The organism is Pseudomonas sp. GM21 (genome assembly GCF_000282215.1).
GTDB lineage: Bacteria > Pseudomonadota > Gammaproteobacteria > Pseudomonadales > Pseudomonadaceae > Aquipseudomonas.
On the sequence record NZ_AKJS01000010.1, the window covers coordinates 161,542 to 185,369 of the forward strand.

The following is a 23,828-nucleotide window of genomic DNA, read 5'->3' on the forward strand; positions in this document are numbered from 1 at the left end:
CATTGCATACGGCGTATTCGACAAAAGTTTTAGGGCGGCAAATTGACACACCGCACATAAGGCTTTTACCCTAGCCAACAGCGATTGTAAATTGGTATTACCAATTAACCAAAACCGCTGCCCAGTGTCTGACCAACAACAATTAGGGGCCACCCCATATGCAAACCTGGCAACAGCTCTATACCCCGCTCGGCAGTCTCGGCATCTCCGCCCTCGCGGCCGTCATTCCTATCGTATTTTTCTTCCTGGCGTTGGCGGTGTTCCGCCTCAAAGGTCATGTGGCGGGCAGCATCACCCTGGCGTTGTCCATTGCCGTGGCGATCTTTGCCTTCCAGATGCCGGTCGACATGGCATTCGCTGCCGCCGGTTACGGCTTCGCCTATGGTCTGTGGCCCATCGCCTGGATCATTGTGGCGGCCGTATTCCTCTACAAACTGACGGTCAAGAGCGGCCAGTTTGAAGTGATCCGCAGTTCGGTACTGTCGATCACCGACGACCAGCGTTTGCAGGTGCTGCTGATCGGGTTCTGCTTCGGTGCATTCCTCGAAGGCGCCGCCGGTTTCGGTGCGCCGGTGGCGATTACTGCTGCATTGCTTGTCGGCCTGGGCTTCAATCCGCTGTACGCGGCAGGCCTGTGCCTGATCGCCAACACCGCGCCCGTGGCATTCGGTGCCCTGGGGATTCCAATCATCGTCGCCGGGCAAGTGACCGGCATCGACGCGTTCAAGATCGGCGCCATGACCGGTCGCCAACTGCCGCTGCTGTCGTTGTTCGTGCCGTTCTGGCTGGTGTTCATGATGGATGGCCTGCGCGGCGTTCGGGAGACCTGGCCTGCCGCACTGGTGGCCGGCCTGAGCTTTGCCGTCACCCAGTACTTCACTTCGAACTTCATCGGCCCGGAGCTGCCGGACATCACCTCGGCCTTGGCCAGCCTGATTTCCCTGACCTTGTTCCTGAAGGTCTGGCAACCGAAACGCGCCGCCGGCCAGCACATCGTCGGCGCCGTCTCGGCGTCCGTGGTAACAGCCAGCGCCGGTGGTTTCGGCCAGAAGCGCACTACTGTCGCTTCGCCTTACAGCCTCCTGGAAATCATCAAAGCCTGGTCGCCGTTCCTGATCCTCACCGTGCTGGTCACCATCTGGACCCTGAAACCGTTCAAGGCAATGTTCGCTGCCGGCGGCTCGATGTACAGCTGGGTGTTCAACTTCGCCATCCCGCACCTGGATCAAATGGTGATCAAGGTTGCACCGATCGTGGCGGCTCCAACCGCCCTTCCGGCGGTGTTCAAGCTCGATCCGATCTCTGCGACCGGCACCGCTATTTTCTTCTCCGCACTGATCTCGATGCTGGTACTGAAGATCAACATCAAAACTGGTCTGACCACTTTGAAAGAGACCTTCTACGAGCTGCGCTGGCCAATCCTGTCGATCGGCATGGTGCTGGCGTTTGCCTTCGTCACCAACTACTCGGGCATTTCGTCGACCATGGCCCTGGTGCTGGCCGGCACCGGCGCAGCCTTCCCGTTCTTCTCGCCATTCCTCGGTTGGCTGGGTGTGTTCCTGACCGGTTCCGACACTTCGTCCAACGCCCTGTTCAGCTCGTTGCAAGCAACGACTGCGCATCAGATCGGCGTTAGCGATGTGTTGCTGGTGGCGGCGAACACCAGCGGCGGCGTGACCGGCAAGATGATCTCGCCACAATCGATCGCCGTAGCCTGCGCCGCGACCGGCCTGGTGGGCAAAGAATCGGATCTGTTCCGCTTCACCCTCAAGCACAGCCTATTCTTTGCAACGATAGTCGGTTTGATCACCATGGCTCAGGCCTACTGGTTCACCGGCATGCTGGTGCATTAAGTACTACAGGTTAAAAAGCAAAAACCGACGCCGGACCACGATTCCGGCGTCAGCAATTCACAACCCGGTCTGCAAGGCTGCTGAAAGTTGCCCACACTATTTTCAGCCGCCGCAGCGGACGGATAACCGGGACCACCCGGAGACGCCTGATGAGCGAGCTTTTTTACAACGCTGTGCCGAACGCGACCCGCGTCGCCCCGCCACTGCCCGAGCCTCGGCAATACCCCAGCGAGAAACCGTCACGGGTCTACCTGTTCGGGACCTGCGTCGTGGATTTGTTCTACCCGGAAGCCGGGATGGACGCGATCCACTTGCTGGAACGCGAAGGCATTCGTGTCGAGTACCCGCAAGGGCAAAGCTGCTGTGGACAACCGGCCTACACCTCGGGTTACACCGAGCAGGCAAGGACCGTAGCTCGCTCGCAACTGGCGCTGTTCGCCGGGGATTATCCGGTGGTGGTGCCGTCAGGTTCGTGTGCCGGGATGTTGCGCGAACACTACGCCGACTTGTTCAAGGACGAACCGCACACGCTGAAACAGGTTCAAGCATTGGCGGCCAGGACGTATGAACTGGCCGAGTTCCTGTTGTTTGTCTGCAAAGTGCAGCTCAAGGACAGCGGCGAACCGGTCAAAGTGGCGTTGCACACCTCGTGCTCGGCCCGCCGCGAGATGAACACCCACCTGCACGGTCGCGAGTTATTGGCGCAATTGAGCAATGTGGAGCGGGTCAATCATGATCATGAAAGTGAATGCTGTGGCTTTGGCGGGACTTTCAGCGTCCGAATGCCGGACATTTCCGGCGCGATGGTGGCGGACAAGACCCGGTCGTTGAAGGAGTCCGGCGCGCACAAGGTACTCAGTGCCGACTGCGGTTGCCTGATGAACATCAACGGCTCGCTGGAGAAACAGAAGGAAGCGTTGCGCGGCCAACACCTGGCCAGTTTCCTCTGGCAGCGAACCGGGGGTGCCCGATGAGCACGTCCACGATTATTCCGACGGTCAGCGTCGAGGAAGATTTTCGCGCCCGGGCTCACAAGGCTTTGGGCGACAAGCAACTGCGAAACAACTTTCGCACGGCAATGGATTCGCTGATGGCCAAGCGGGCAGCGTCCTTCGGCGATGCCCACGAACGAGAACATTTGCGAGCGCTGGGCAACGCTGTCCGCGCCCGTGCATTATCCAAGTTGCCCGACCTGCTCGAACAGCTTGAACAGAACCTGACCCGCAACGGTGTGACAGTGCACTGGGCGGAAACGGTGGACGAGGCCAATGGCATCGTCCTCTCGATCATCCGCGCTCACGAGGGGCGGCAAGTGATCAAGGGCAAATCGATGGTCAGCGAAGAGATGGAGATGAACCATGTCCTCGAAGCTCAAGGCATTGAGTGCCTGGAGTCGGACATGGGGGAGTACATCGTCCAGCTCGACCACGAGAAGCCTTCACACATAATTATGCCGGCGATCCACAAGAATGCCGGTCAGGTCGCGTCCTTATTCCACGACAAACTTGGCGTGGAATACACCAAGGACGTTGACCAACTCATTCAGATCGGTCGCAGAGTCTTGCGGCAGAAATTTTTCGAAGCGGACATCGGCGTCTCCGGTGTCAACTTCGCCGTGGCCGAAACTGGCACCTTGTTGCTGGTGGAAAATGAAGGCAACGGGCGCATGACCACCGCCGTACCACCGGTGCACATCGCCGTCACCGGTATCGAAAAAGTCGTGGAAAACCTGCGCGATGTGGTGCCGCTGCTGTCGCTGCTGACCCGTTCGGCGCTGGGCATTCCGATCACCACCTACGTGAACATGATCTCCGGCCCACGCAAGGAACATGAACTCGACGGCCCTCAGGAAGTGCACCTGGTCCTGCTCGACAACGGTCGCAGCCAGGCGTTTGCCGACAGCGAATTGCGTCAGACCCTGAACTGCATCCGCTGCGGCGCCTGTATGAATCATTGCCCGGTCTACACCCGAATCGGCGGCCACGCCTATGGGGAGGTTTACCCTGGGCCTATCGGAAAAATCATCACGCCGCACATGGTCGGCCTGGCGAAAGTCCCGGACCACCCCAGCGCTTCATCGCTTTGCGGTGCGTGCGGCGAAGTCTGCCCGGTAAAAATTCCTATCCCGGCACTGCTGCGTCGCCTACGGGAAGAGAACGTCAAATCGCCGGACAGCCCGCATCAAGTCATGCGTGGCCAAGGCAGCAAGTATTCGCGCAAAGAACGGTTCATCTGGAACGCTTGGGCCAGGCTCAACAGCTCGCCGACGCTGTACAGACTGTTCGGTTTCTTCGCCACGCGTTTACGCGCGCTCACGCCAGACAATGTCGGCCCGTGGACGCAGAACCACAGCGCACCAAAACCCGCTGCCCGCTCACTGCACGACATGGCCCGCGACCATATGGCCAAACAGGGAGACCGCTGATGAGCGCCAAGCAAAACATCCTCGCCAAACTTCGGAAAAGTCTGACCGGCACCACGCCTGTGCCTGACGAGTTTGACGTCGAACTGGTGACAGCGCCCTACACCTATACCGCTGAACAACGCATCCCGCAGCTGCGCAAATTGATGGAAGCGGTGCACACCGAAATTCATCTGACGTCGAGCGACGGCTGGCCTTCGCTATTAGCTCAGTTGTTGCAGGATCGCCAATTGCCAAGCCTGTTGATCGCGCCGACTACGCCTCACGGTCAACGCCTCTCACAGCATTGGGCGAATAATCCGGGGCTGCCGACACTCAAGGCCTACGGCCGCCCGATTGAAGAGTGGAAAGCCGAGTTGTTCAATGACACCCCGGCCAGCCTGACCGGCACCCTCGGCGCCATCGCCGCGACCGGCAGCCTGATTCTGTGGCCAACGCGCGAAGAACCGCGTTTGATGAGCCTGGTACCGCCGGTGCATTTCGCCCTGCTGAAGGCTAGCGAGATCCGCGACAACTTTTATCAGGTACAGCAGGAATTCAACTGGGCCCAAGGCATGCCGACCAACGCTCTGCTGGTGTCCGGTCCGTCGAAAACCGCCGACATTGAACAGATACTGGCCTACGGCGCTCATGGTCCGAAAGACTTGGTGGTTTTGATCCTGGAGGACCAATGAGTCTACCGGCGGCTTTCCTGAAAGATGCGCAGCAACTGATCCCCCAAGAGCGACGTTTCGACGACCCGCTGTCTACATTGGCCTTCGGCACTGACGCCAGCTTCTATCGACTGATTCCGCAACTGGTGATTCGCGTCGAGTCGGAAGACGAAGTCGTCGCGCTGCTCAAACTGGCGCAACGGGATCAGGTCCCGGTGACCTTCCGCGCCGCCGGCACCAGCCTGTCTGGCCAGGCCATCAGCGACTCGGTGCTGATCGTGCTGGGGGATAACTGGAACGCTCGCGAGATCCGCGGCCAAGGTACGCAAATCCGCCTGCAACCGGGTGTGATCGGCGCGCAGGCCAACGCTTGGCTGGCCCCGTTCGGACGCAAGATCGGCCCGGATCCGGCCTCGATCAACGCCTGCAAAATCGGCGGCATCGTCGCCAACAATGCCAGCGGCATGTGCTGCGGCACGGCACAGAACACCTATCACACGCTGGCCGGCATTCGGCTGGTACTGGCCGACGGTAGCCGCCTTGATACCGAGGACGCGGCCAGTGTCGCGGCGTTTCGTCAAAGCCACGCTTCACTGCTTGAACGTCTGGCCACCTTGGGCCGCGAGACCCGCGCCAATGCCGAATTGGCTGCGCGAATCCGCCACAAATACCGTCTGAAAAATACCACTGGCCTGTCACTCAATGCCCTGGTGGATTTCGACGAGCCTGTGGATATCTTGAGCCACTTGCTGGTGGGCTCCGAAGGCACCCTCGGCTTTATCAGCGCGGTGACTTACGACACGGTAATCGACCACCCGAACAAAGCCTCGGCGCTGATCGTGTTCCCCGACGTGGAAACCTGCTGTAACGCCGTGACCGTGCTGAAAAGCCAACCGGTGTCGGCCGTGGAACTGCTGGACCGGCGCAGTTTGCGCTCGGTGCAGAGCAAACCCGGCATGCCCGCTTTCGTACAGCATCTGTCGAACAATGCCTGCGCGCTGCTCATCGAATCCCGCGCCGCATCGTCCACCTTGCTGCAGGAACAACTGGCGCAAATCATGGCGTCGCTGACTTCGTTCCCGGTGGAGAAGCAGGTCGACTTCACCGAAGACCCGGTGGAAAACGCCCGCCTCTGGGCGATCCGCAAAGACACCTTCCCCGCCGTCGGCGCCGTGCGTAAAACCGGCACAACCGTAATCATCGAAGACGTGACCTTCCCGGTGGAACAACTGGCCATCGGGGTAAACCGCCTGATCGAGTTGTTCGACAAACATCACTACGACGAAGCGATCCTTTTCGGACACGCGCTGGAAGGTAATCTGCACTTCGTCTTCACCCAGGGCTTCAACAACCCGGAAGAAGTCGCACGCTACCAGGCGTTCATGGACGACGTGGCGCAGTTGGTGGCAGTGGAATTCGGCGGTTCGCTGAAGGCTGAACACGGCACCGGACGCAACATGGCGCCCTTCGTCGAGCTGGAGTGGGGCAGTGATGCCTACCAATTGATGTGGCAGCTCAAACGCCTGCTCGACCCCAGCGGCATTCTCAACCCGGACGTGGTGCTCAGCGAAGACCCGCAAATCCACCTCAAGCACCTGAAACCCTTGCCGGCCGCCGACGAGATTGTGGATAAGTGCATCGAGTGCGGTTTCTGCGAACCGGTGTGCCCCTCGAAAGGCCTGACCCTGAGCCCGCGCCAGCGCATCGTGATCTGGCGGGATATTCAGGCGAAAAAGCGCGCCGGCGTCGATACCACCGAACTCGAAGCGGCTTACGAATACCAAGGCATCGACACCTGCGCGGCCACCGGCCTTTGTGCGCAGCGCTGCCCTGTAGGCATCAATACCGGCGAGCTGGTGAAAAAGCTCCGCAGCCGTAACGCCAAGCATGTGAAAACGGCGAATTGGCTCGAAGGAAATTTCGCCACGGCACTGCAAGGCGCCCGCTTCACCCTGCACGTCGCCAACGGCGCGCGGATGCTGTTGGGAGCACCACGCCTGGCAAAACTTTCGGCGACACTGACCAAGCTGTCCAAAGGTCAGGTCCCGCAATGGACCAACGCCATGCCTCAACCGGAAAAAGCCATTCGCTTCAGTCCGACCGTGTCGGACGAGCGCCCGCGGGTGGTGTATCTGGCGGCGTGTGTATCGCGGGTCATGGGCCCGGCGGCGGGTGATATAGAGCAAACGTCTCTGTACGACAAAACCCGCAGGCTGCTGGAAAAGGCCGGTTACCAAGTGGTCTTCCCGGACAATCTGGACAACCTCTGCTGCGGCCAGCCATTTGCCTCCAAAGGTTACGCCGAACAGGCCGAACACAAACGCCAGGAACTGATCGGCGCCTTGCTGCACGCCAGCCGCGGCGGCCTCGACCCGATTTACTGCGACACCAGTCCTTGCACGTTACGGCTGGTTGAGGATTTGGGCGAGGTTCGACTGGACCTGTACGACCCGGTGCGTTTCATCCGTACGCATTTGATGGATCGCCTGGATTTCACGCCCCAGGAAGCACCGATTGCCGTGCACGTCACCTGCAGCACCCAGCATCTGGGCGAGAGCCAGGCGTTGATCGAGCTGGCGCGCAAGTGCAGCAAAACCGTGGTCATTCCGGAAGGCATTCACTGCTGCGGGTTTGCCGGCGACAAGGGATTCACTACGCCGGAATTGAATGCTCATGCGTTGAGAACGCTCAAGGACGCGGTTCAGCAGTGCAGCGAGGGAATCTCGACCAGTCGCACTTGTGAGATAGGGCTGACACAACACAGCACAATTGACTACCACGGGCTAGTCTATCTAGTGGACCGCGTTACCAAGGCCAGGGTGACCTGAAGCAAACATCAAGGAAGGCGTGTTTATGCGCCTTCTGTAATGCTTCTTGCTGGAATCGACAGCCCTGCCGTAGAAAATTCGAACCCTGACTTGTCGCCGCAGTCCACCTATCAAGTCCCGCAAACGTGGGGCCTTCCAAAACTCGGCAGCTCGCCCAGATGGTCAGTGATGCCTGGTTCTTCAGTTCAAGGAGATGCACATGAAACATTCTGTACTGTTCGGCCTGTTCGTTACTGCTTCCCTGATGGCTTCTGCTTCATTTGCTGCTGAAGACCTATGCGCGGTCAACCTGAAAACGATCGAAAATAACCAGGCGGAGTTCCAGAGTTCAGAAGACATGATGGGTACGATCAAGGAAGGCGTTGAGAAGGCCAAAGCGGATCAGGCAAAAGGTACTGAACAAGGCACTAAAGATTGCATTGGTGAAACGAGTGAGCTCATCCAGACCATGAAGAATGCCAAGAAAGGCGGTAAATAACCGCAGCGCTCAGGGCCAACCTTCGGGTTGGCCTTCTGAGCCTTGTTGGCGTACACTGCGCAGGCTTGTTGCTCACTTTGATTCACAGAGCAGCAGGCTCGGGGCCGTTTAGGATTCGACGCCGGTTGCGAAACTTTAGGTGCATGCCGAGTTGGTAACAGAACTCGTAAATCCACTGTTGCAACTTCTTATAGTTGCCAATGACGAAACCTACGGGGAATACGCTCTCGCTGCGTAAGCAGCCTTAGCCCTTCCCTCCTGGTACCTTCGGGTCCAGCAATCATCAGGGGATGTCTGTAAACCCAAAGTGATTGTCATATAGAACAGAATCGCCGTGCAGTACGTTGTGGACGAAGCGGCTAAAACTTACACAACTCGCCCAAAGCACCCTGCCCGTCGGGTCGCTGAGGGTTAACTTAATAGACACGGCTACGCATGTAGTACCGACAGCGGAGTACTGGCGGACGGGGGTTCAAATCCCCCCGGCTCCACCAAATGCGACACCAACGAAGCCCGCCCAGTGCGGGCTTCGCTGCATCTGGGGGTTCATGTGTTGCTGAAGGTTGTTGTGGATTCATGTCGATTCACGTCAGTTTCAGCAGCTTTTCAGCAACATCCTCCCCGGCGTTCTGCCGACCGAACACACTCCCTGCATAAAGGAAAGATTCATAGGACGATGGCTGTCAAGGCACATCCTTAAAGAAGACATGGTGACCCAGGCGAGTGCGAGCGCCTTCAGGGTATGCCCGACGACTACACGCTGATCCCATGGCGCGGCAAGCCAGCCAGTGAATGTCCGGACGGCCCGCGTTACAAGGCGATCTGGAACAGCAAGGCGGTCACCGTCGTTCGCTGGATCGGCCAGCGCTTCCTCCGCCAGATCACACCCAGCCATACGGATAAAGGATCGTGCAGCACCGCTCGATACTGCAATGCCAATCCCATTCTTGCACCCTATTGCGCCAACACGATCCCGTGCATGACACGGCGCGCCCTTAAGCCTAAAGCCTTCGACACTGGCTCGCGTGTGAGCTGATCCAACTGGCGGGCGGCTGGACTGAGGATCATCACCTCGATGAATACGAAGCCCTGAAGAAAGTCGCCGTTAAATGGATAAACTTCAGCAACAGAAAATTCATACCAGCAGCACTAAGACAAAATTCCGTATGCGCCCACGCTTACAACAAAAAAATGACGCCATATTTCTATTGTCGCATACGTTAATTTCCATAAATTACACTACAAAGAAAACAAGAAATTGACGTCAAAAACAAACTTTAATTAATGCATTTTTTTAGTGGCTAAATGCCATTTTTTGTATTTAAATCGCTTCATACCTGTATCGGTGCCATTACAACAATGAACCGCCCTCAACTTTTCAGCATTATTGCCCTCCAACTAGGCGTTGTTTTTACCGTTTTTGCGCAGGAGAGCGTTAACAGTACCGCAAGTGTTGATCAACACCGAACGCTTAACCATAAAGACGTCGGGGGGGTCGTGATTGGACAGACAATCACCATGGCGGGGCGAGCGTTTTACGACAGTTTTGCCATTGCGTGGAGTGAAAAGGATGAGGCCGGAAACTTCACAGTTGCCATTACCGAGCGACCAACCGCGCGCCTGGGTAGTCAGGTGTTTGTCGACTACGGCAACCGTCGCCTTTTTCAGATGTTTCTTCCGCCAAACCGCACGCTCATTCCTGCCATTGGAACTAACGCAGCTGCTCAGGTTTACCAGGCAATTCTTGATTACCAACTAGCACAGTTTTTTGGCGATCCCGACTTGGGGCGCGACGAGCTATGAAAGGCACCTATATGCACCGTATTTCTTTGGCTGTAATCAACCTGACGCTTTTGTTTGGCTTAGTACATACCGCACACGCCAGCGAACTCGTATACGTGCCCAACAACCCTTCCTTCGGCGGTAACCCGCTGAACGGCCCGGTACTGTTGAACCAGGCGCAGGCGCAAAATGACCATACTGAAAAGTCGTCCTCTTCGGCTTCCGGACAGACTGCTCTGACTCAATTTAACAGCATGTTGCAAAGCGCCATTCTAAGCCGGGTGTCCTCTGCCGTGACCTCGAGCATCGTCGGCGCCGACGGCCAACTTTCACCCGGGGTTGTTGAGACCACCGACTTCCGCATCGCGATTACCAATCTTCAAGGTGGGCTGCTGCAAATTGTTACCACCGACAAGAACACCGGACAGACCACACAGTTTCAAGTCAATCAACCATAAAAGCTGCTGTAAAACCAACCCGCAATACCCTACCAATAAGCACATACTCAAAAAGGATGTTTGTAATGCACTCACGTAAATCACTTCTGTCTCTCGCAGTTCTGGTAGCACTGTCCGGTTCGGCCATGGCTGACTCCAGCAGCGTCAATACTACGCAGAACGGTTCCAGTAACAAATTGAACGTTGACCAGAGCGGTGCGACCGGATCATCGATCAGTATCAATCAGACTGGCCGCAACAACATTGCTGGCACCGTCTCAGCCCCCAAAACACCGATCAATCAGACCGCTACCTACAGTGCTCTGAGCATCAACCAAAATGGGGCTAACAACAGTGCCGCCGCTAACCAGGCTGGTAACAATAACGGTGCGGTCATCAATCAAATTGGCGAAAACATCCAGCGTGCCGATCTGACACAGGCCGGCAGCTTCAGCAACGCTACAATCGCGCAAGACAACAACTTCAACACATCGGCCAGTATCAATCAGGGTGGCAGCAACAATAATACAGCTACCGCATCTCAAAATATTAACCGTGGCACCAGCGCTACTATTACTCAATCCGGAAGTTACACCGCCGGCACCATTTCTCAGCAAGACAACACCAGCGCTGTAGCCAGCCTTCATCAAGCAGGTAATGGCAACACCGGCACCGTGGCTCAGCAGAAAAACATCCAGGTTTCGGCCAGCCTGCAGCAAAGCGGCAACAGCAACATCGGTTATGTGCAGCAAGTCAACTCTGGCTTCAGCTCGGCTAATGCCCTGCAATCAGGTGACTTCAACAGTGCCACTGTTTACCAGAACGGCAGTGTCCTGAACGCTGACGTTAAACAATATGGCAACAACAACTCTGCCTCCAGCACTCAAACCGCGTCCTTCAACGAAGAATCGCTGCTGCAAATCGGTACCAACAACCGCGCTGTTGTGAGCCAGACCGGCAATGGACTCCTTGCCACCAACACCGTTGGCCTGACCCAGGCAGGCAATAATCTGACTGCTAACGTCAGCCAGACGGGCGGCAACGGCAACGTCGCTACTATCTACCAGCACTAAGTTGTTTAACCCCGCCGATTTTTTCGGCGGGTTTTTTTTGTGCAGGAAGAGAAAGAAAATGCGTGTCCGTTCGTTATTGTCGATTGTATCTGCCGCAATACTACTCGCTGGTTGTGTCACGTCTCGACCCGCGTCGACCTTGTCCCCGGCAACGCTCGCGCCCGCTACACAGAGCCTCCGTGACTTGACTAACCTGCCTGCGCCTGCTGGCCCTATCAGTGTCGCGGTATATGGCCTGCGCGATCAGACCGGCCAATACAAACCGGCGCCTGACAGCTCGTTTTCAACCTCGGTGACCCAAGGGGCTGCATCGCTCTTAATCACCGCGCTGCGAGATTCCCGCTGGTTCAAACCGGTCGAACGTGAAAACCTGCAAGATCTGCTCACAGAACGCAAAATAATCCGTGCACTAGAGGATCCCCAAGACAAGGCCCAAGGCCAGTTACCGCCATTACGTGCTGCTAACATGGTAATTGAGGGCGCCATCGTCGCCTATGAAAGCAATGTTAGAACAGGTGGCATTGGTGTTCGTTATCTAGGCGTCGGGCCATCGGAGTTGTACCGGCAAGATCAGGTTACGGTCAACTTGAGGGCGGTAGACATCAGAACTGGCGACATTATTCAGAGCATCACGACGACCAAAACAGTGTTTTCGATTCAGGTCGACTTCGGCATTTTCCGCTTCGTCTCATTCAAACACCTGCTAGAAGTTGAAACAGGGTTGTCGCGCAACGAACCTGTTCAGCAATGCGTGCGCGAAGCGATTGAAACCGCACTGATCCACATGATTGCCCAAGGAGCCCGCGACGGTAGCTGGAACCTGAAGAACCCGGACGATCTCCACAAACCGTTGTTGCAAGGCTATCTAAAAAGTTATGACGAACTCATGACCACCTTGCCGGCTGCCCCAATCGAAAGTCTATTGCTAACAAACGGAGAGATTAATGGCGCTCAAAAATAATCGTCGCTGGTGGCTGGCCGCTACGCTGTCCGCCACCTGCGCACTATGCCAGGCAGCAGACCTGACCCCCGAGACGCGCTATGCCGGCATAACCGTGGGCAACAGCGTCGCCACCATTTCGCAGATCGGCTCGTACAACAAAACACGAGTCGATCAGAATGGCGCCGCACAACGTCTTGCTCAAAGTCAGGTGGGGATTGGCAATCGGGCGGTGATCAACCAAAGCAATGTTGTCAATTCGATTTCTGCCAAGCAGGAAGGATTGAACAACGGTCTGGAGATCAATCAATCTGGTGCTTACAACCAGACCGGCGTCGTGCAGCAAGGCACTTCCAACCTGGCCAGTGTCGTTCAGAACGGTGCGTACAATCAGGCGTTTGTCGGCCAGTATGGGCAAGCTAACCAGGCGACAGTTGATCAAACCGGGTTCGGTGGTACGGTCTCGATCATACAGCACGGCGATAACATGAGCGCCAACGCGACGCAGAGGTAAACCCTATGATGGACTTTTCCCAGTTGGGCGTGTCGATCGAAATGCAGCGCAGCGGAGCGATTGTGATGATCCGTCCTCACATTGAGAACCCTACGCCTCTGTCACTTCAGTATCGAATGACAGTGCGCCAAAACAGCTCGAACGGAAGCGCCGGTATTAGTCAGCAAGGCGAGGTGCAAAGCGGCGTTTCGTCTAACGGAGTTAGCCTGAGCATGCCTGAAGATGCGACCTGCCAGGTGCATTTGGAAATTTTCCAGAACGACACGCTGCTCAGAGAGATCGATAGTTCATGCAACGGCGCGCCTAAATAGTCGCTGAAAAATAATGGCGTTACTGCACCGCAAAAGATCACCAGTCCCTTCTCCACCACCGTCACCTACCAGGCCACGGATTCGCTCGGTGCACTCTCGGCACCAGCCACAGTCATCGTGCAGGTCACGCCGTTGATAACCCAGAAGACCCTGGTGGCGACCCCCGCCAAGGCACGGGCACGCTCCAACAACCGCTTCACTTGAGGCCGTCCGGACCTGACTCGGCCATGGTCGGCAACACCATCACCGCTCAGGTCCCCCCTCAAAGCGTCCGTGGCCCGCAAGCCAAGCACGATTTTCGTTTCGCCGGATATGAAGGGCGAAGACCTGTTGGCGCATGCCTGTGAGTCGCTGGCCTCGGCGAGTGTAATGCTGGCGGAACTGGCGGTGAATCGGATGCTGGATAACATTAAAGTGTCGAGATCGTCGCCACACCGCTGATCCACCTGAGGGAGTGAGCCTGCTCGCGATGGCGGTGTGTCATGCGACATCCATATTGTATGCACGATGGCTATCGCGAGCAGGCTCACTCCCACAAAGGCAATTTCAGTATGTGGCTGGGATTTAAACCACCTTCAACTCCACCTCTACATGCCCACGCGTCATCCGCGAATACGGGCACATCTGATGCGCAGCCTCAGCCAGTTCACGCTTCACCCCCGCCTCCAAGCCGGGAATGTTGACGTTCAACCTGACGGCCAGCTGAAAGTCCCCGGCACTGGTTTTACCCAAGTCCACCTCGGCATCCACCGATGTGTCTTCCGGCAATTTGATTTTCATCTTGCCTGCCGCCACCTGGATCGCGCCGATGAAACAAGCCGAATAGCCGAGGGCAAACAGTTGCTCCGGATTGGTGCCGGGCTTGCCCGAGCCGGGGGAGCTGAAGGTGACGTCGAGTTCGCCATCGCTGGACTTGCCGGTACCGGTGCGGCCACCGACAGTGTGGGTTTTTGCGGTGTACAGAACGTTTTCCAGTGCAGTACTCATGGCCGTGACTCCTGATGGGAAGCAACAGAGTAGGCAAGCCTAGCAGCGCAGCCTCTACTCACCCGTGACGTTTGTCGGTTTTGTGTCTTCGCCTCCTCGCCGGGTTTATCTATCCTTTCGCCTCAGGTCCACTCAGGAAAAAAACATGAACCGCTTGATCATCGTCGTTCTGTTGGCCGTGGTTTCCACGTATGCACACGCCGCCACCGAACTTGCACCTCGTGTCGAGCACGTCCCTTTCGATAAAGGCGCCGATAGCGTCAGGTTCAACCAATCGATCAAAGGCCCGAACACCGCGCAGTACCGCGTCAATGCGAAGGCAGGCCAGATACTGACCGTCGACCTCAAGCCCTCCAAGGCATCCGCCTATTTCAACATCACCGCCAAGGGGGCCGACTCTGCGCTGTTCAACGGATCGATCATGGGCAACCACTTCATGGGCCCGTTGCCCGTCGATGGCGAGTACACGGTTCAGGTGTACCTCATGCGCAACGCTGCACGGCGCAACCAGGTCGCTTATTACAGCCTTTCATTGAACCTCAGCCCCTCGACGGACAGCGCCCAACCGTTTGATCAGACGCTAGAACTGCAAGGCATACGATTTCATGTGAAAGGGGAATGGGTCGACGGGAACCCCGTGGTGCGCATTTCGCCTCAAGGGTTGGAAATCGACAACGCGCAGATCACTCGACCACTCACCGGCAACATCGCACGCGCGGAAGTCGCCGACCTGGACCGCGATGGCTCACCGGAGATTTACGTCTTCGCCCGATCACCTGGTCGCGGGATGCCGGGTGAGTTGGTCGCCTATGCAGCCAACCGCAAAAAATCGCTGAGCGAGATTTACCTTCCGGCCGTTAGTGAGAACGCAAAAATGGCGGAGGGGTATCAGGGGGAAGAAGAGTTTGCAGTGGTGGAGAACATGTTGGTGCGCCGGTTTCCGATTTATGACAGTGCGGATGTTGAGGCGGGACGGACGGGGAGGATGCGGCAGGTTCAGTACAGGTTGATGGCTGGGGAGGCTGGGTGGGTTTTGAGGGAAGGTGAGGTTACTGAATATTGAGAATTGGAGCCGGCCATGTGCGATCGACAATTCAGCACGACTTTACAAAGCAGGGGGCAATAAAGTTGACTACCAAATCACCGAGCGACACATGCGAGCTGATTTAACGGCTCAGCTCGGGTCAGGATCAGGAGCGCATTAATGATGTCGAACAAGCATGTTTTTACTAAGGGCGCCAAGAGCCCCTTTGCCGACTTTATTCGTAACGCCAAGTCAAATCAAAAAAAGCGTATCTACAGCAAAGTGCTGACAGAAGCCACCAAGCAGCAGAACCTTGTGATGATGGAAGCTGAAGCTAAACGAGGTTAACCCGCTGCTCAGATAAGAAGCCCGCCCTCGTGTCGTAATGCTGTTCACTTAAGCCGTTATGCGATCTGTAGCAGCTGGCGAAGCCTGCGTCGGCCGGTCCGCGCTCGGGCGAAGCAGTCGTAAAATCAGCCATTGCGGTGCGTCAGGTACACCACGGCAGCCGGGTTCACGACTGCTTTGCCCGAGCGCGGACCGGCCGACGCAGCCTTCGGCAGCTGCTACAAGCATGCGTCGTGACTGAAATTGCTTAAGTGAACAGCATTGCGCCCTCGTGTCGGGCTTTTTTTATTTTTCGCTCACTTTTGGCAAGCCATCATCCCATCACATCGACCTAGATCTTGCTGCCCCCCCACTAGTAAGGGGTCATGCTCTGATTCGCACGCTATCCAAATGGATGTAGTCCACGTCCTAGGAAACTTCCCGCAACTCGTATCGAATTTCATGAACTGGCGGATGCGGTTCTACGTCGATAGCCTTCAGATGTCGCTACAAAACAGCGATCGGCTTTGACAGGCTGAAAAGTGTAATCTGCACTCCCTCCCGACCGGGCGGCATGCTCACGCGCATGCAGTCTCGTTATGGTGGCTGTGCGCGGGGCATCTTCGGGTGCACCGGGTTCTCACACTTCCGGTCTGTCAACCCGCGCACAGCTGCCACCCAATCCTGTTTGACAGCAGGGGATTGGTAGCTCTTATCAATAGTGTGAGGATATTCAATTTGAAAAAGATAACTCCAAATCCCCCTGGATCTGAGGCACGCTCAGATGCAGACACTCCCGATTTGACTCATCTCGCTGATTCCACCGAACGCACCGTCAGCGCTCGTCTGCGCAACCCACAACGCCCCGACCCCATCAGCCACGTCTTCACCCTCCTCCCCGAAATCGACACTCCTACCTTGCTCGCTCACGCCTGCGAAACACTGGCCTCCCTCAACGTCATGACCACCGACCTCGCCTGTGAGCTCGAAGGCTCGCGTCGCAATGTGGCACTGGCGATTCAGCAGTTGAGCGTACTGGCCGAGCTGTTGGTAAACCGCGCGCTGGACAACCTCGACCCGCCCGATGGGCTACCTGAAACCCCATCCGCCAGCCAACACTGAATACTCGCGTTCGTTTACCCAATGGAGGGGTTGTCATGGATCGATACATGCCTATCACCGGCATCGACTGCACCATCGCGTCGTTGCTGATCGACACCGAAGCACCGCTGGACGTATTGCACGAAACCGCGGCTTACCGCATCCGTACCGCGACTCAATTGCTGGAGAACATCGCGTTTGGCGAAGGTGTTCACAGTGAACTGGCGCGGGTACTGGTGACTTCGCTGCGCGATGGTTGTGATTTGATGGATGTCGTCGGTAGACGATTGCGGGCACAGTTTTAGACGATGTAACGAAATGGCCGTAGCTCATCAATAACGAAAGCACCTGGCGAAAACATCGCAGGTGCTTTTTTGGTTTCAACTCAGCAGAACGTTTCCAGCCAACAGCCTCAGTTCACTTCTGGTCATCTTGCGGGCGAATTAAAGGACAGGCTCATCGGAAATTTCCTTCAAACCTTAACGACTCTGAGCTGATTGTGCCGATCAACCTTTAGACCTACGCTGAACCCACAAAATGGCAGTTCGTCCACGACCGGTTGCTTGAGATCGTCCTTCCCACCAGAATCACCTCGCCGAATCACCGGCTGACAAGGAGGCCACATTGCAAACCATCAAACTGCCTGGTCGCCTTGTCGGTATTGGCTTGTACACACCGGCAGAAGCCTCCCTTTACACGGGGATTCCGGCTGCCGATATTCGCCGGTGGCTATTCGGATATACCGCGCATGGTGTTCAGTATCCGGGGATTTGGAGCTCTGAACTGGCTGACCTGGATGAGGCCGTTCTAGGCTTTCATGACCTCATTGAAATTCGCTTCGTGCATGCCTTCCGCCAACACGGTATCAGCCTGCAAGCCATCCGCAATGCCTCACAGCAAGCAAAAGAATTGTTTAACCAGGCCTATCCGTTTACCTGCAAACGTTTTCAAACCGATGGCCGAAGCATTTTCGCTACCGTCCTGAGTGAAACAGGGGATGAGTCCCTTCTGGATCTGATAAAGCGTCAATATGCCTTCGAGCAAGTCATTAAACCTTCTCTATACGAGGGCATTGACTACACGGAATCAGAGGCGGCTCAACGTTGGTATCCCGTCAAGCGCAGTAAAGCCATCGTTCTGGACCCTTCTCGCAATTTCGGCAAACCCGTTCTCACAACGGCAGGAATCGATACCGCGACGATTTTCAGCGCTTATAAGACAGAGGGAAAAGACACCAAACGGGTGGCACTTCTCTATGAAATTTCTACGGCAGCCGTTGAAGCCGCGGTGCACTTTGAGCAAAGGAATGCCGCTTGAACTTCTTGCTGGATAATAACCTTCCTCCCGCATTGGCCCGTGCGTTGAATGAGCTGACTAAAATAGAAGGCCATTCGGTATTGCCACTGCGAGATAAATTTCCGCAAAACACCACCGACATTGACTGGATTTCAGTGCTGAGTAACGAAGGCGGCTGGGCGGTAATCTCACAAGATAAATTTACAAAGGGCGATATAGAAAAACGAGCGTTTCGCGAATCTGGACTACCCGTTTTCTGCCTGGCCAGGCATTGGGGAAATGAGTCCTATTGGAACAAGGCTCATAACCTGGTGCGTTGGTGGCCTGCAATTACCGCTCAAGCAAATCTGATCAGAGGCGGCGCTGCGTTCCGCGTACCCTGGAAGTTTCCTGCCCATGGGAAATTTGATCAGATAAAAATCTAACGCTCGTCATTCAATTAATTGATTTCCGTTCAGAAGCCTCCTCGCCCCTTCCTCTCCTCGAAACAACCTACCCAAACATCAGCACAAATGGCGCAGCCGCTCGTTGGATGGCACTGACAACATGAGGGGCTCGTTCTCGATGCTGCGGATAGCGGTCAAGCACGACCTCCAGCGCCGCTAACAATGTCTGGAGGCGAGCTGAAGATTCTGCCGCTATTGCCTTCTGGAGTGCTGACACTGAGCGAAGTCATTTTCATGCGAACAGACCCCCAAGCTCTTCAAGCGTCGGCATCGCCGCCGGAATGACCGATAACTCACAGTCCAGCGCAGCCAGGATTCGCGCAAAAGCGATCATCCCGACGCTAAGGGTGCCTTTTTCTACCGCGATGACTTTATGTCGTGTCAGCCCCGCGAGTTCGGCGAGCTGGACTTGCGTCAGGCCACGATTGATACGTTTTTCGCGTATTTGCTTACCGAGGCGGGAGATGATCAGTGAGTAGTCCATGTGCCGTTACCGTAACATTCATGACTAAAAGTATCGTATACATAACATTCTGGCTACTCAGAATGACTGGGGCCGGATATTTTGCTGATTTCCCCACCCAATTGCCTGTTAATCCGGCAACCCGTAACCGCTCAAACCCTTCAGACAATCACACACTCCCTTCTACACTCAGTTCGAATTCACCTAATAACGCCAACCAAAAAGAGCCCTCATGACCACCCTCGAAGACCGTTTGAAGCAAGGCAAGGATGCTCGCAAAAACTGCTCGCGCAGTGCTCAGGCGGCCATGGGGAAAGTAACGCGCGATCCGCTGCCGCTGATCAAGCGGTCCAGCGAAGGCCGGATCAAATCGCTGGTCGAGTTACGGTATGGCCGCATGCTAGCGTCGCCATTCGCCTTCTATCGAGGCAACGCCTTGCTGCAAGCGCATGACCTGGCCGGAACACCCGACATGGGCCTGGTATCGACGATCTGTGGCGATTGCCACTTGATGAATTTCGGCGGTTTTGCCACGCCCGAGCGCAATCTGTTGTTTAGCGTCAATGATTTCGACGAAGCCCACCCCGGCCCTTGGGAATGGGACCTGAAACGCCTGGTGACGAGTTTCATGGTGGCGGCCCGGGACCTGCGCCACGCTGAGACAGTGGAAGAAACCGTCTGCCGCCAAGTGGTCGGCGCCTATCAGGAAACCATGCTGGAGTGCGCCCAACAAAGCTCACTCGAAAACTGGTACGAGTCCATCAGTTACGATGACTTGCTCAGGCAGGCGAGCAAAGGCACGCTGGAGCACGTGGAGCGTGCCATTGCAAAAGCCGAACAGCGTACACATGCCGAACTGCTGCCGAAAATCAGCGAACGTCACGCGAAAGGTCATCTGGTCATCCGCGATGACCTGCCGGAAATTTTCCACCTGCACAAAAACACCACGTTGCTGGATGCCGATGATGACTGGCTGCGCCTTTCGGACTGGCGCCCGCTGTATGACACATTCATGGGCGACTACCGAACCACGCTGCAAGCTGACCGTCGTGAACTACTGTCACGTTTTCACGTTCACGACATGGCGTTCAAAGTGGTGGGTGTAGGCAGTGTCGGCACGCGCTGCCTGGTGGCGCTGCTGACGGATGAGCAAGAGTTCCCGCTGTTCCTGCAATTCAAGGAAGCGCGGCGTTCGGTGCTCGCCGATTACGTGAAGGCGAAATCACGTGTGCGACATAACGGTCAACGAGTGGTCGACGGTCAGCGATTGATGCAATCGGCCAGTGACCTGTTCCTCGGCTGGACCACCGGCCCCAGCGGTCGACACTTTTATGTGCGCCAGTTGCGCGACATGAAAATCTCAGCCGAACTGGAAACCTTCGACACCGAAGCATTTGCTGCCTACGCACGCTTGTGTGGTCGCGCCCTCGCTCGCGCCCATGCCAAATCATCCGGGCACGCCTCGCTGATCAGCGGGTATATAGGCAAGAGCGACGCATTGGCAGAGGCGCTGCTCACGTACGCAAAAAGTTACACCGACCAGAATGAACGCGACTACGAACGATTCCAGCAAGCCTGCCGCAAAGGGCAGTTTCGCGCGCGTTCGGAGGCGGACTTTGCGGCGGATCATTTGCCGTAAACGCTCTGGCCCGCGGGCGTTCATCTACATGAACTTTTCTTCACCCCGTCGCGCCTCAACAATCGGTACATTGCCCTCGCTCTTCAAGAAACTACAGTTTGCCCGCCCTCCCGCGGGCTTTTTTTTGCCTGAAAGAACGGACACCGTTTCACTGGCTGTTTTTCACACAGTGGTGGGTGGTGCAGCGTCCAGCGTGGCGCTCATGCCCGCTGACGCCGAACCCTTTTTCAGCACCGGCACGTCCAGCCTTGCCCGCCCGTAAAACGCCAGGGCCGTCAGCAAGCACGCCAGCCAGACAAAGATCCCGGCCCAGAAGGTGTGGGACATGTAGTGCCAGCCTTGCAGAACCCGTGTTGTGCCGTAGATGAAGCCGAGCAACAACGAGCCCCACAACACGGCTTTGGAATAGCGCCACTGATAGCGGCGCGCAACGAAGTACAGCGCGAGCATGGTGAAACCGCCCGACGCATGCCCACCCGGCCAGCAGCGACCGTCACCGGCTTCATGGAACAGCTGGAAGTTGTTGTACCACTCCATGTGCGCAATTTTGCCGCCATAGAGGGTCGTTTCAATCGGGCAATACACGCTGGTGTGGGCCTTGAGGAAATGGATCACGCCGGTGCAGACGGCAAACGCCACCACCACAAAGATAAAGTCGCGGCGATGCTCATAGGTAAACCGCAGCACCGGGGCGGCTTTGATCCGCTCCAGAAATTGACCGATACGCGGGCGCTTTTGCGGGTTGACCAGTGGCCAGGCAAACGACAGCATCATGCCGATCAAGGCGATTTCTGCGGTCCAGTTGGGAATGATGCGCGCCCACTTGTGGGTGACTTTCTCGAATAAGTGAACCTGGTCGAGCGGGAAGGTCTGGGTGACCGGATCAAAAAAAAGATTGTTGAAGGCGATGTCGATGGTAGTCATGTCGAACATCAGGAAAACCGCAGCTGCGCAGACTAGCGCAATACCGAAGTTCACCCAGTAAAAGCGGTGTCGGGAAAAATTCAGCATGATGTGTCCTGATCCTGAGGAAAAGTCATTGGGTGGTCACCGTGTGCCAGTCGGAGGCGTCAATGAAACCCAGCATGTGTGTCGTTTGAGGCGTTGGAGCGGAGATAAACAGCGAGGCGCCATAACCCAAAGTCAAGGTTGGCAACTTGAGGTTCTTTTCGAGTTGCGTCATGCATTCACTGTGGGTCACCAGAATCAGATTGCGGCCCGCTACTTTGTGCGCCAAGGCCTCACGCAACATTGTGCCTTTGCAACTGATTAGCCAATCCTCACCGAAGCCACCCTTGCTGAACATAAAATCGGCGGTCTGTGCAGCACGCAGGATCGGACTGTGGTAAATGTCGGCCTTGTTCAGCCCGAGGCGCTGGAACTGCGCGCCCACGCTGACCGCAACGCTTCGGGAGCGCTCGGTGATGCCCTCACTGCCCGCCAGGCAAAGGGCCGCGGAGTGATCGCAACGTTCGACATGGCGCACCAGCACGATCATGTCGCCCCTGGCCCAGCCGTCCGCTAATGCCTTGGCGCCCGCGACATTGCCATGGGCCAGATCCGGCACGGCGTCAGGCTGTAACAGCCATACCGTCAATGGGACCGCCAGCAGCGCGGCAGCCAGCACCACCGCTGCATTGCGATAGCGGGCATAGCGGCTCAAATCAATCGAGCGTTTTATCCCGAGCAGGTTCAGTCTCAATTCCACATCAAACCGCCTCGCCGGCCAGTACCACTGTCATTCAATCCCGAGAGGGTAATGAGGCGTGCGTTGGCAGCGGGTGAAACTCATGTGAAAAAAAGCTTAAAACTCTTGTTACAGATTCCGTCCTACAAAATCCTTTCAGCTCTCGCAAATACGGCCGATACAAACCTGCTACCTACCTTGCTGGCGCCCAAAAACAACAATCTTCCAGCCAATCGATGATCAAGAAGCACAACATTCCTGGAGGGATTGATGAAAAGCTGGTTCGGCAATATCAGCGTGAACGTGAAACTGGGCCTGGGATTCGGCCTGGTCCTGGCTCTGACCTGCGTCCTGGCCCTGACGGGCTGGACGAGCCTGGGCAGCTTGATTGATCGCAGCAACTGGATGAGCGACATCACCCAGCTCAACGCCGGCTTGACCAAGCTGCGCGTGGTGCGTCTGCAATACATGCTGACCAATGGCGACGAAACCGCCGCGCAGAACGTACAGACCACCCTCGATGCCTTCTCGGCCCAACAGCAAACATTGCTGTCGACATTCAAGAGCCCGGAAAACCTCAAGCTTCTTAAAGAGCAAGGCACTGTCATTGCGGCGTACCAGACCTCCCTGAACAAAATGCGCAGCGCCTACCGCACCGGCAACAGTGCCCGCGACGCCATGGCAGCTCATGCACAAACCGCCAGCACCTTGATCGATGCCCTCAGTTCCCGGGTGCAGCAAATGCCCCTGGGTGATCAGCGTTTCGAACTATTCCAGGCCATCACAGCCGCCAAGGAAGCGTTCATCCTGGCCCGCTACGAAGTGCGCGGCTACACCGCCACCACCAACGTCGAAACCGAGCAAAAAGCCGTCGGCCAATTGGATGCGGCGATTGCCAGCCTCAAACCACTCAATGTGCAATTTGCCGAGACTCAGTTAGATGCCCTGCGTCAGCTGGAAACCGCGCTGGCCAACTATCGAAGCGCCTTGCAGGCTTATAAAGCGGCCAACACTGACGCCGTGCAGGCTCGCAAGGAAATGACTGACCAGGGCGCCGCCATCGTCACCCTGAGCGATCAGCTGTATCAGATTCAGCTCGACCGCCGCGATGCCGAGAGCGCCAAGGCCCGCACCCTGCAATTGATCAGCACCTTGCTCGCGTTGCTGGTCGGCGTGATTGCCGCCGTGATCATCACTCGTCAAATCACCGGCCCGATTCGCGACACATTAGCTGTGGTGGAACGCATCGCCAGCGGCGACCTGACGCAGAACGTCAACGTCACTCGCCGTGACGAACTGGGTGTGTTGCAGCAAGGCATCGCACGTATGGGCGTGACTCTGCGCGACCTGATCAGCGGCATCCGCGACGGCGTCACCCAGATTGCCAGCGCCGCCGAAGAACTGTCCGCCGTGACCGAGCAAACCAGCGCCGGCGTCAACAGCCAGAAGGTCGAGACCGATCAGGTCGCCACTGCCATGCACGAGATGACAGCGACCGTGCAGGAAGTCGCGCGCAATGCCGAAGAAGCTTCGCAAGCCGCCGCAGCGGCAGGCGGCGAAGCGCGCG

24 protein-coding genes, 1 other RNA gene and 2 pseudogenes are annotated in these 23,828 nt (G+C 56.6%); 23 read left to right on the plus strand and 4 right to left on the minus strand.

Annotated features, from left to right (window positions below):
• Positions 1-158 precede the first annotated feature (158 nt).
• The 15 genes and pseudogenes from PMI22_RS26415 to PMI22_RS31790 all read left to right on the plus strand — a co-directional run.
• A complete protein-coding gene (locus PMI22_RS26415; RefSeq protein WP_007942910.1) occupies positions 159-1,853 on the plus strand; it encodes a lactate permease LctP family transporter in 1,695 nt (564 codons plus the stop codon).
• Positions 1,854-2,002: 149 nt separating this feature from the next.
• On the plus strand, positions 2,003-2,827 hold the full coding sequence (locus PMI22_RS26410; RefSeq protein ID WP_007942911.1) for a (Fe-S)-binding protein: 825 nt from the start codon (positions 2,003-2,005) through the stop codon (positions 2,825-2,827).
• Positions 2,824-4,278, plus strand: a complete 1,455-nt coding sequence (locus tag PMI22_RS26405; protein ID WP_007942912.1) for a LutB/LldF family L-lactate oxidation iron-sulfur protein — start codon at positions 2,824-2,826, stop codon at positions 4,276-4,278. The genes PMI22_RS26410 and PMI22_RS26405 overlap by 4 nt, the downstream gene beginning before the upstream one ends.
• Positions 4,278-4,949 carry a LutC/YkgG family protein gene (locus tag PMI22_RS26400; RefSeq protein ID WP_007942913.1) on the plus strand — a complete coding sequence of 224 codons (672 nt, stop codon included), beginning with the start codon at positions 4,278-4,280 and terminating at the stop codon, positions 4,947-4,949. Before PMI22_RS26405 ends, PMI22_RS26400 begins: the two co-directional genes overlap by 1 nt.
• Positions 4,946-7,756, plus strand: coding sequence for an FAD-binding and (Fe-S)-binding domain-containing protein (locus PMI22_RS26395; protein ID WP_007942914.1), 2,811 nt, complete (start codon positions 4,946-4,948; stop codon positions 7,754-7,756). Before PMI22_RS26400 ends, PMI22_RS26395 begins: the two co-directional genes overlap by 4 nt.
• A 199-nt stretch (positions 7,757-7,955) precedes the next feature.
• Complete coding sequence (locus tag PMI22_RS26390) at positions 7,956-8,234, plus strand: hypothetical protein (RefSeq protein WP_007942915.1); 279 nt, start codon at positions 7,956-7,958, stop codon at positions 8,232-8,234.
• 100 nt (positions 8,235-8,334) lie between these two features.
• Positions 8,335-8,728, plus strand: a transfer-messenger RNA (tmRNA) gene (ssrA, locus tag PMI22_RS30125).
• Between the two features lie 221 nt (positions 8,729-8,949).
• Positions 8,950-9,117 (plus strand): annotated as a pseudogene (locus PMI22_RS30130) (DNA cytosine methyltransferase); the annotation flags it as partial.
• Between the two features lie 422 nt (positions 9,118-9,539).
• The gene (locus PMI22_RS29880) at positions 9,540-10,037 is read left to right on the plus strand and encodes a CsgE family curli-type amyloid fiber assembly protein (RefSeq protein WP_081502727.1); all 498 of its coding nucleotides are present in this window, start codon (positions 9,540-9,542) and stop codon (positions 10,035-10,037) included.
• The gene (locus PMI22_RS26385; protein WP_238543851.1) at positions 10,034-10,474 is read left to right on the plus strand and encodes a curli assembly protein CsgF; all 441 of its coding nucleotides are present in this window, start codon (positions 10,034-10,036) and stop codon (positions 10,472-10,474) included. The genes PMI22_RS29880 and PMI22_RS26385 overlap by 4 nt, the downstream gene beginning before the upstream one ends.
• A gap of 65 nt (positions 10,475-10,539) precedes the next feature.
• On the plus strand, positions 10,540-11,526 hold the full coding sequence (locus tag PMI22_RS26380) for a hypothetical protein (RefSeq protein WP_007942919.1): 987 nt from the start codon (positions 10,540-10,542) through the stop codon (positions 11,524-11,526).
• A 58-nt stretch (positions 11,527-11,584) separates the two neighbouring features.
• Positions 11,585-12,487, plus strand: coding sequence for a CsgG/HfaB family protein (locus tag PMI22_RS26375; protein WP_007942920.1), 903 nt, complete (start codon positions 11,585-11,587; stop codon positions 12,485-12,487).
• Entirely contained in the window at positions 12,471-12,980 is a 510-nt protein-coding gene (locus PMI22_RS26370; RefSeq protein ID WP_007942921.1) for a hypothetical protein, read from the plus strand. Before PMI22_RS26375 ends, PMI22_RS26370 begins: the two co-directional genes overlap by 17 nt.
• 5 nt (positions 12,981-12,985) lie before the next feature.
• On the plus strand, positions 12,986-13,291 hold the full coding sequence (csgH, locus tag PMI22_RS26365; protein ID WP_007942922.1) for a curli-like amyloid fiber formation chaperone CsgH: 306 nt from the start codon (positions 12,986-12,988) through the stop codon (positions 13,289-13,291).
• A gap of 255 nt (positions 13,292-13,546) precedes the next feature.
• Positions 13,547-13,732 (plus strand): annotated as a pseudogene (locus PMI22_RS31790) (DUF6124 family protein); the annotation flags it as partial.
• 123 nt (positions 13,733-13,855) lie between these two features.
• Here the strand turns inward: PMI22_RS31790 and PMI22_RS26360 are convergent.
• On the minus strand, positions 13,856-14,278 hold the full coding sequence (locus tag PMI22_RS26360; protein WP_007942923.1) for an organic hydroperoxide resistance protein: 423 nt from the start codon (positions 14,276-14,278) through the stop codon (positions 13,856-13,858).
• Between the two features lie 145 nt (positions 14,279-14,423).
• Between PMI22_RS26360 and PMI22_RS26355 the strand changes: the two genes are divergently transcribed.
• From PMI22_RS26355 to PMI22_RS26335, 6 genes are all read left to right on the plus strand, one after another.
• Complete coding sequence (locus tag PMI22_RS26355) at positions 14,424-15,341, plus strand: hypothetical protein (protein WP_007942924.1); 918 nt, start codon at positions 14,424-14,426, stop codon at positions 15,339-15,341.
• Positions 15,342-15,482: 141 nt separating this feature from the next.
• Positions 15,483-15,650, plus strand: coding sequence for a hypothetical protein (locus PMI22_RS31560; protein ID WP_007942925.1), 168 nt, complete (start codon positions 15,483-15,485; stop codon positions 15,648-15,650).
• 717 nt (positions 15,651-16,367) lie between these two features.
• The gene (locus PMI22_RS26350) at positions 16,368-16,751 is read left to right on the plus strand and encodes a DUF6124 family protein (protein ID WP_007942927.1); all 384 of its coding nucleotides are present in this window, start codon (positions 16,368-16,370) and stop codon (positions 16,749-16,751) included.
• Between the two features lie 35 nt (positions 16,752-16,786).
• Positions 16,787-17,035: a hypothetical protein gene (locus PMI22_RS26345; protein WP_007942928.1), complete on the plus strand. Its 249-nt coding sequence runs from the start codon at positions 16,787-16,789 to the stop codon at positions 17,033-17,035.
• 319 nt (positions 17,036-17,354) lie between these two features.
• Positions 17,355-18,047: a hypothetical protein gene (locus tag PMI22_RS26340; RefSeq protein ID WP_007942929.1), complete on the plus strand. Its 693-nt coding sequence runs from the start codon at positions 17,355-17,357 to the stop codon at positions 18,045-18,047.
• The gene (locus PMI22_RS26335; RefSeq protein WP_007942930.1) at positions 18,044-18,451 is read left to right on the plus strand and encodes a hypothetical protein; all 408 of its coding nucleotides are present in this window, start codon (positions 18,044-18,046) and stop codon (positions 18,449-18,451) included. The genes PMI22_RS26340 and PMI22_RS26335 overlap by 4 nt, the downstream gene beginning before the upstream one ends.
• Positions 18,452-18,704: 253 nt before the next feature.
• Here the strand turns inward: PMI22_RS26335 and PMI22_RS26330 are convergent, their stop codons facing one another.
• Positions 18,705-18,956 carry a helix-turn-helix transcriptional regulator gene (locus PMI22_RS26330; RefSeq protein WP_007942931.1) on the minus strand — a complete coding sequence of 84 codons (252 nt, stop codon included), beginning with the start codon at positions 18,954-18,956 and terminating at the stop codon, positions 18,705-18,707.
• A 211-nt stretch (positions 18,957-19,167) separates the two neighbouring features.
• On the opposite strand from PMI22_RS26330, the gene PMI22_RS26325 reads away from it, so the two are divergent.
• Complete coding sequence (locus tag PMI22_RS26325; protein ID WP_007942932.1) at positions 19,168-20,574, plus strand: DUF2252 domain-containing protein; 1,407 nt, start codon at positions 19,168-19,170, stop codon at positions 20,572-20,574.
• A gap of 162 nt (positions 20,575-20,736) precedes the next feature.
• Here the strand turns inward: PMI22_RS26325 and PMI22_RS26320 are convergent, their stop codons facing one another.
• Both PMI22_RS26320 and PMI22_RS26315 read right to left on the minus strand, forming a co-directional pair.
• A complete protein-coding gene (locus tag PMI22_RS26320) occupies positions 20,737-21,585 on the minus strand; it encodes a phosphatase PAP2 family protein (RefSeq protein WP_007942933.1) in 849 nt (282 codons plus the stop codon).
• Positions 21,586-21,610: 25 nt separating this feature from the next.
• Entirely contained in the window at positions 21,611-22,282 is a 672-nt protein-coding gene (locus PMI22_RS26315) for a histidine phosphatase family protein (protein ID WP_007942934.1), read from the minus strand.
• Between the two features lie 249 nt (positions 22,283-22,531).
• Between PMI22_RS26315 and PMI22_RS26310 the strand changes: the two genes are divergently transcribed.
• A partial coding sequence (locus PMI22_RS26310) for a methyl-accepting chemotaxis protein (RefSeq protein WP_007942936.1) occupies positions 22,532-23,828 on the plus strand: 1,297 nt, incomplete at its 3' end.

Coding starts and splice junctions, on each gene's coding strand:
- PMI22_RS26415 (WP_007942910.1), top strand. CDS start 159: ATGCAAACCTGGCAACAGCTCTATACCCCGCTCGGCAGTCTCGGCATC.
- PMI22_RS26410 (WP_007942911.1), top strand. CDS start 2,003: ATGAGCGAGCTTTTTTACAACGCTGTGCCGAACGCGACCCGCGTCGCC.
- PMI22_RS26405 (WP_007942912.1), top strand. CDS start 2,824: ATGAGCACGTCCACGATTATTCCGACGGTCAGCGTCGAGGAAGATTTT.
- PMI22_RS26400 (WP_007942913.1), top strand. CDS start 4,278: ATGAGCGCCAAGCAAAACATCCTCGCCAAACTTCGGAAAAGTCTGACC.
- PMI22_RS26395 (WP_007942914.1), top strand. CDS start 4,946: ATGAGTCTACCGGCGGCTTTCCTGAAAGATGCGCAGCAACTGATCCCC.
- PMI22_RS26390 (WP_007942915.1), top strand. CDS start 7,956: ATGAAACATTCTGTACTGTTCGGCCTGTTCGTTACTGCTTCCCTGATG.
- PMI22_RS29880 (WP_081502727.1), top strand. CDS start 9,540: ATGCCATTTTTTGTATTTAAATCGCTTCATACCTGTATCGGTGCCATT.
- PMI22_RS26385 (WP_238543851.1), top strand. CDS start 10,034: ATGAAAGGCACCTATATGCACCGTATTTCTTTGGCTGTAATCAACCTG.
- PMI22_RS26380 (WP_007942919.1), top strand. CDS start 10,540: ATGCACTCACGTAAATCACTTCTGTCTCTCGCAGTTCTGGTAGCACTG.
- PMI22_RS26375 (WP_007942920.1), top strand. CDS start 11,585: ATGCGTGTCCGTTCGTTATTGTCGATTGTATCTGCCGCAATACTACTC.
- PMI22_RS26370 (WP_007942921.1), top strand. CDS start 12,471: ATGGCGCTCAAAAATAATCGTCGCTGGTGGCTGGCCGCTACGCTGTCC.
- csgH (WP_007942922.1), top strand. CDS start 12,986: ATGATGGACTTTTCCCAGTTGGGCGTGTCGATCGAAATGCAGCGCAGC.
- PMI22_RS26360 (WP_007942923.1), bottom strand. CDS start 14,278: ATGAGTACTGCACTGGAAAACGTTCTGTACACCGCAAAAACCCACACT.
- PMI22_RS26355 (WP_007942924.1), top strand. CDS start 14,424: ATGAACCGCTTGATCATCGTCGTTCTGTTGGCCGTGGTTTCCACGTAT.
- PMI22_RS31560 (WP_007942925.1), top strand. CDS start 15,483: ATGATGTCGAACAAGCATGTTTTTACTAAGGGCGCCAAGAGCCCCTTT.
- PMI22_RS26345 (WP_007942928.1), top strand. CDS start 16,787: ATGGATCGATACATGCCTATCACCGGCATCGACTGCACCATCGCGTCG.
- PMI22_RS26330 (WP_007942931.1), bottom strand. CDS start 18,956: ATGGACTACTCACTGATCATCTCCCGCCTCGGTAAGCAAATACGCGAA.
- PMI22_RS26325 (WP_007942932.1), top strand. CDS start 19,168: ATGACCACCCTCGAAGACCGTTTGAAGCAAGGCAAGGATGCTCGCAAA.
- PMI22_RS26320 (WP_007942933.1), bottom strand. CDS start 21,585: ATGCTGAATTTTTCCCGACACCGCTTTTACTGGGTGAACTTCGGTATT.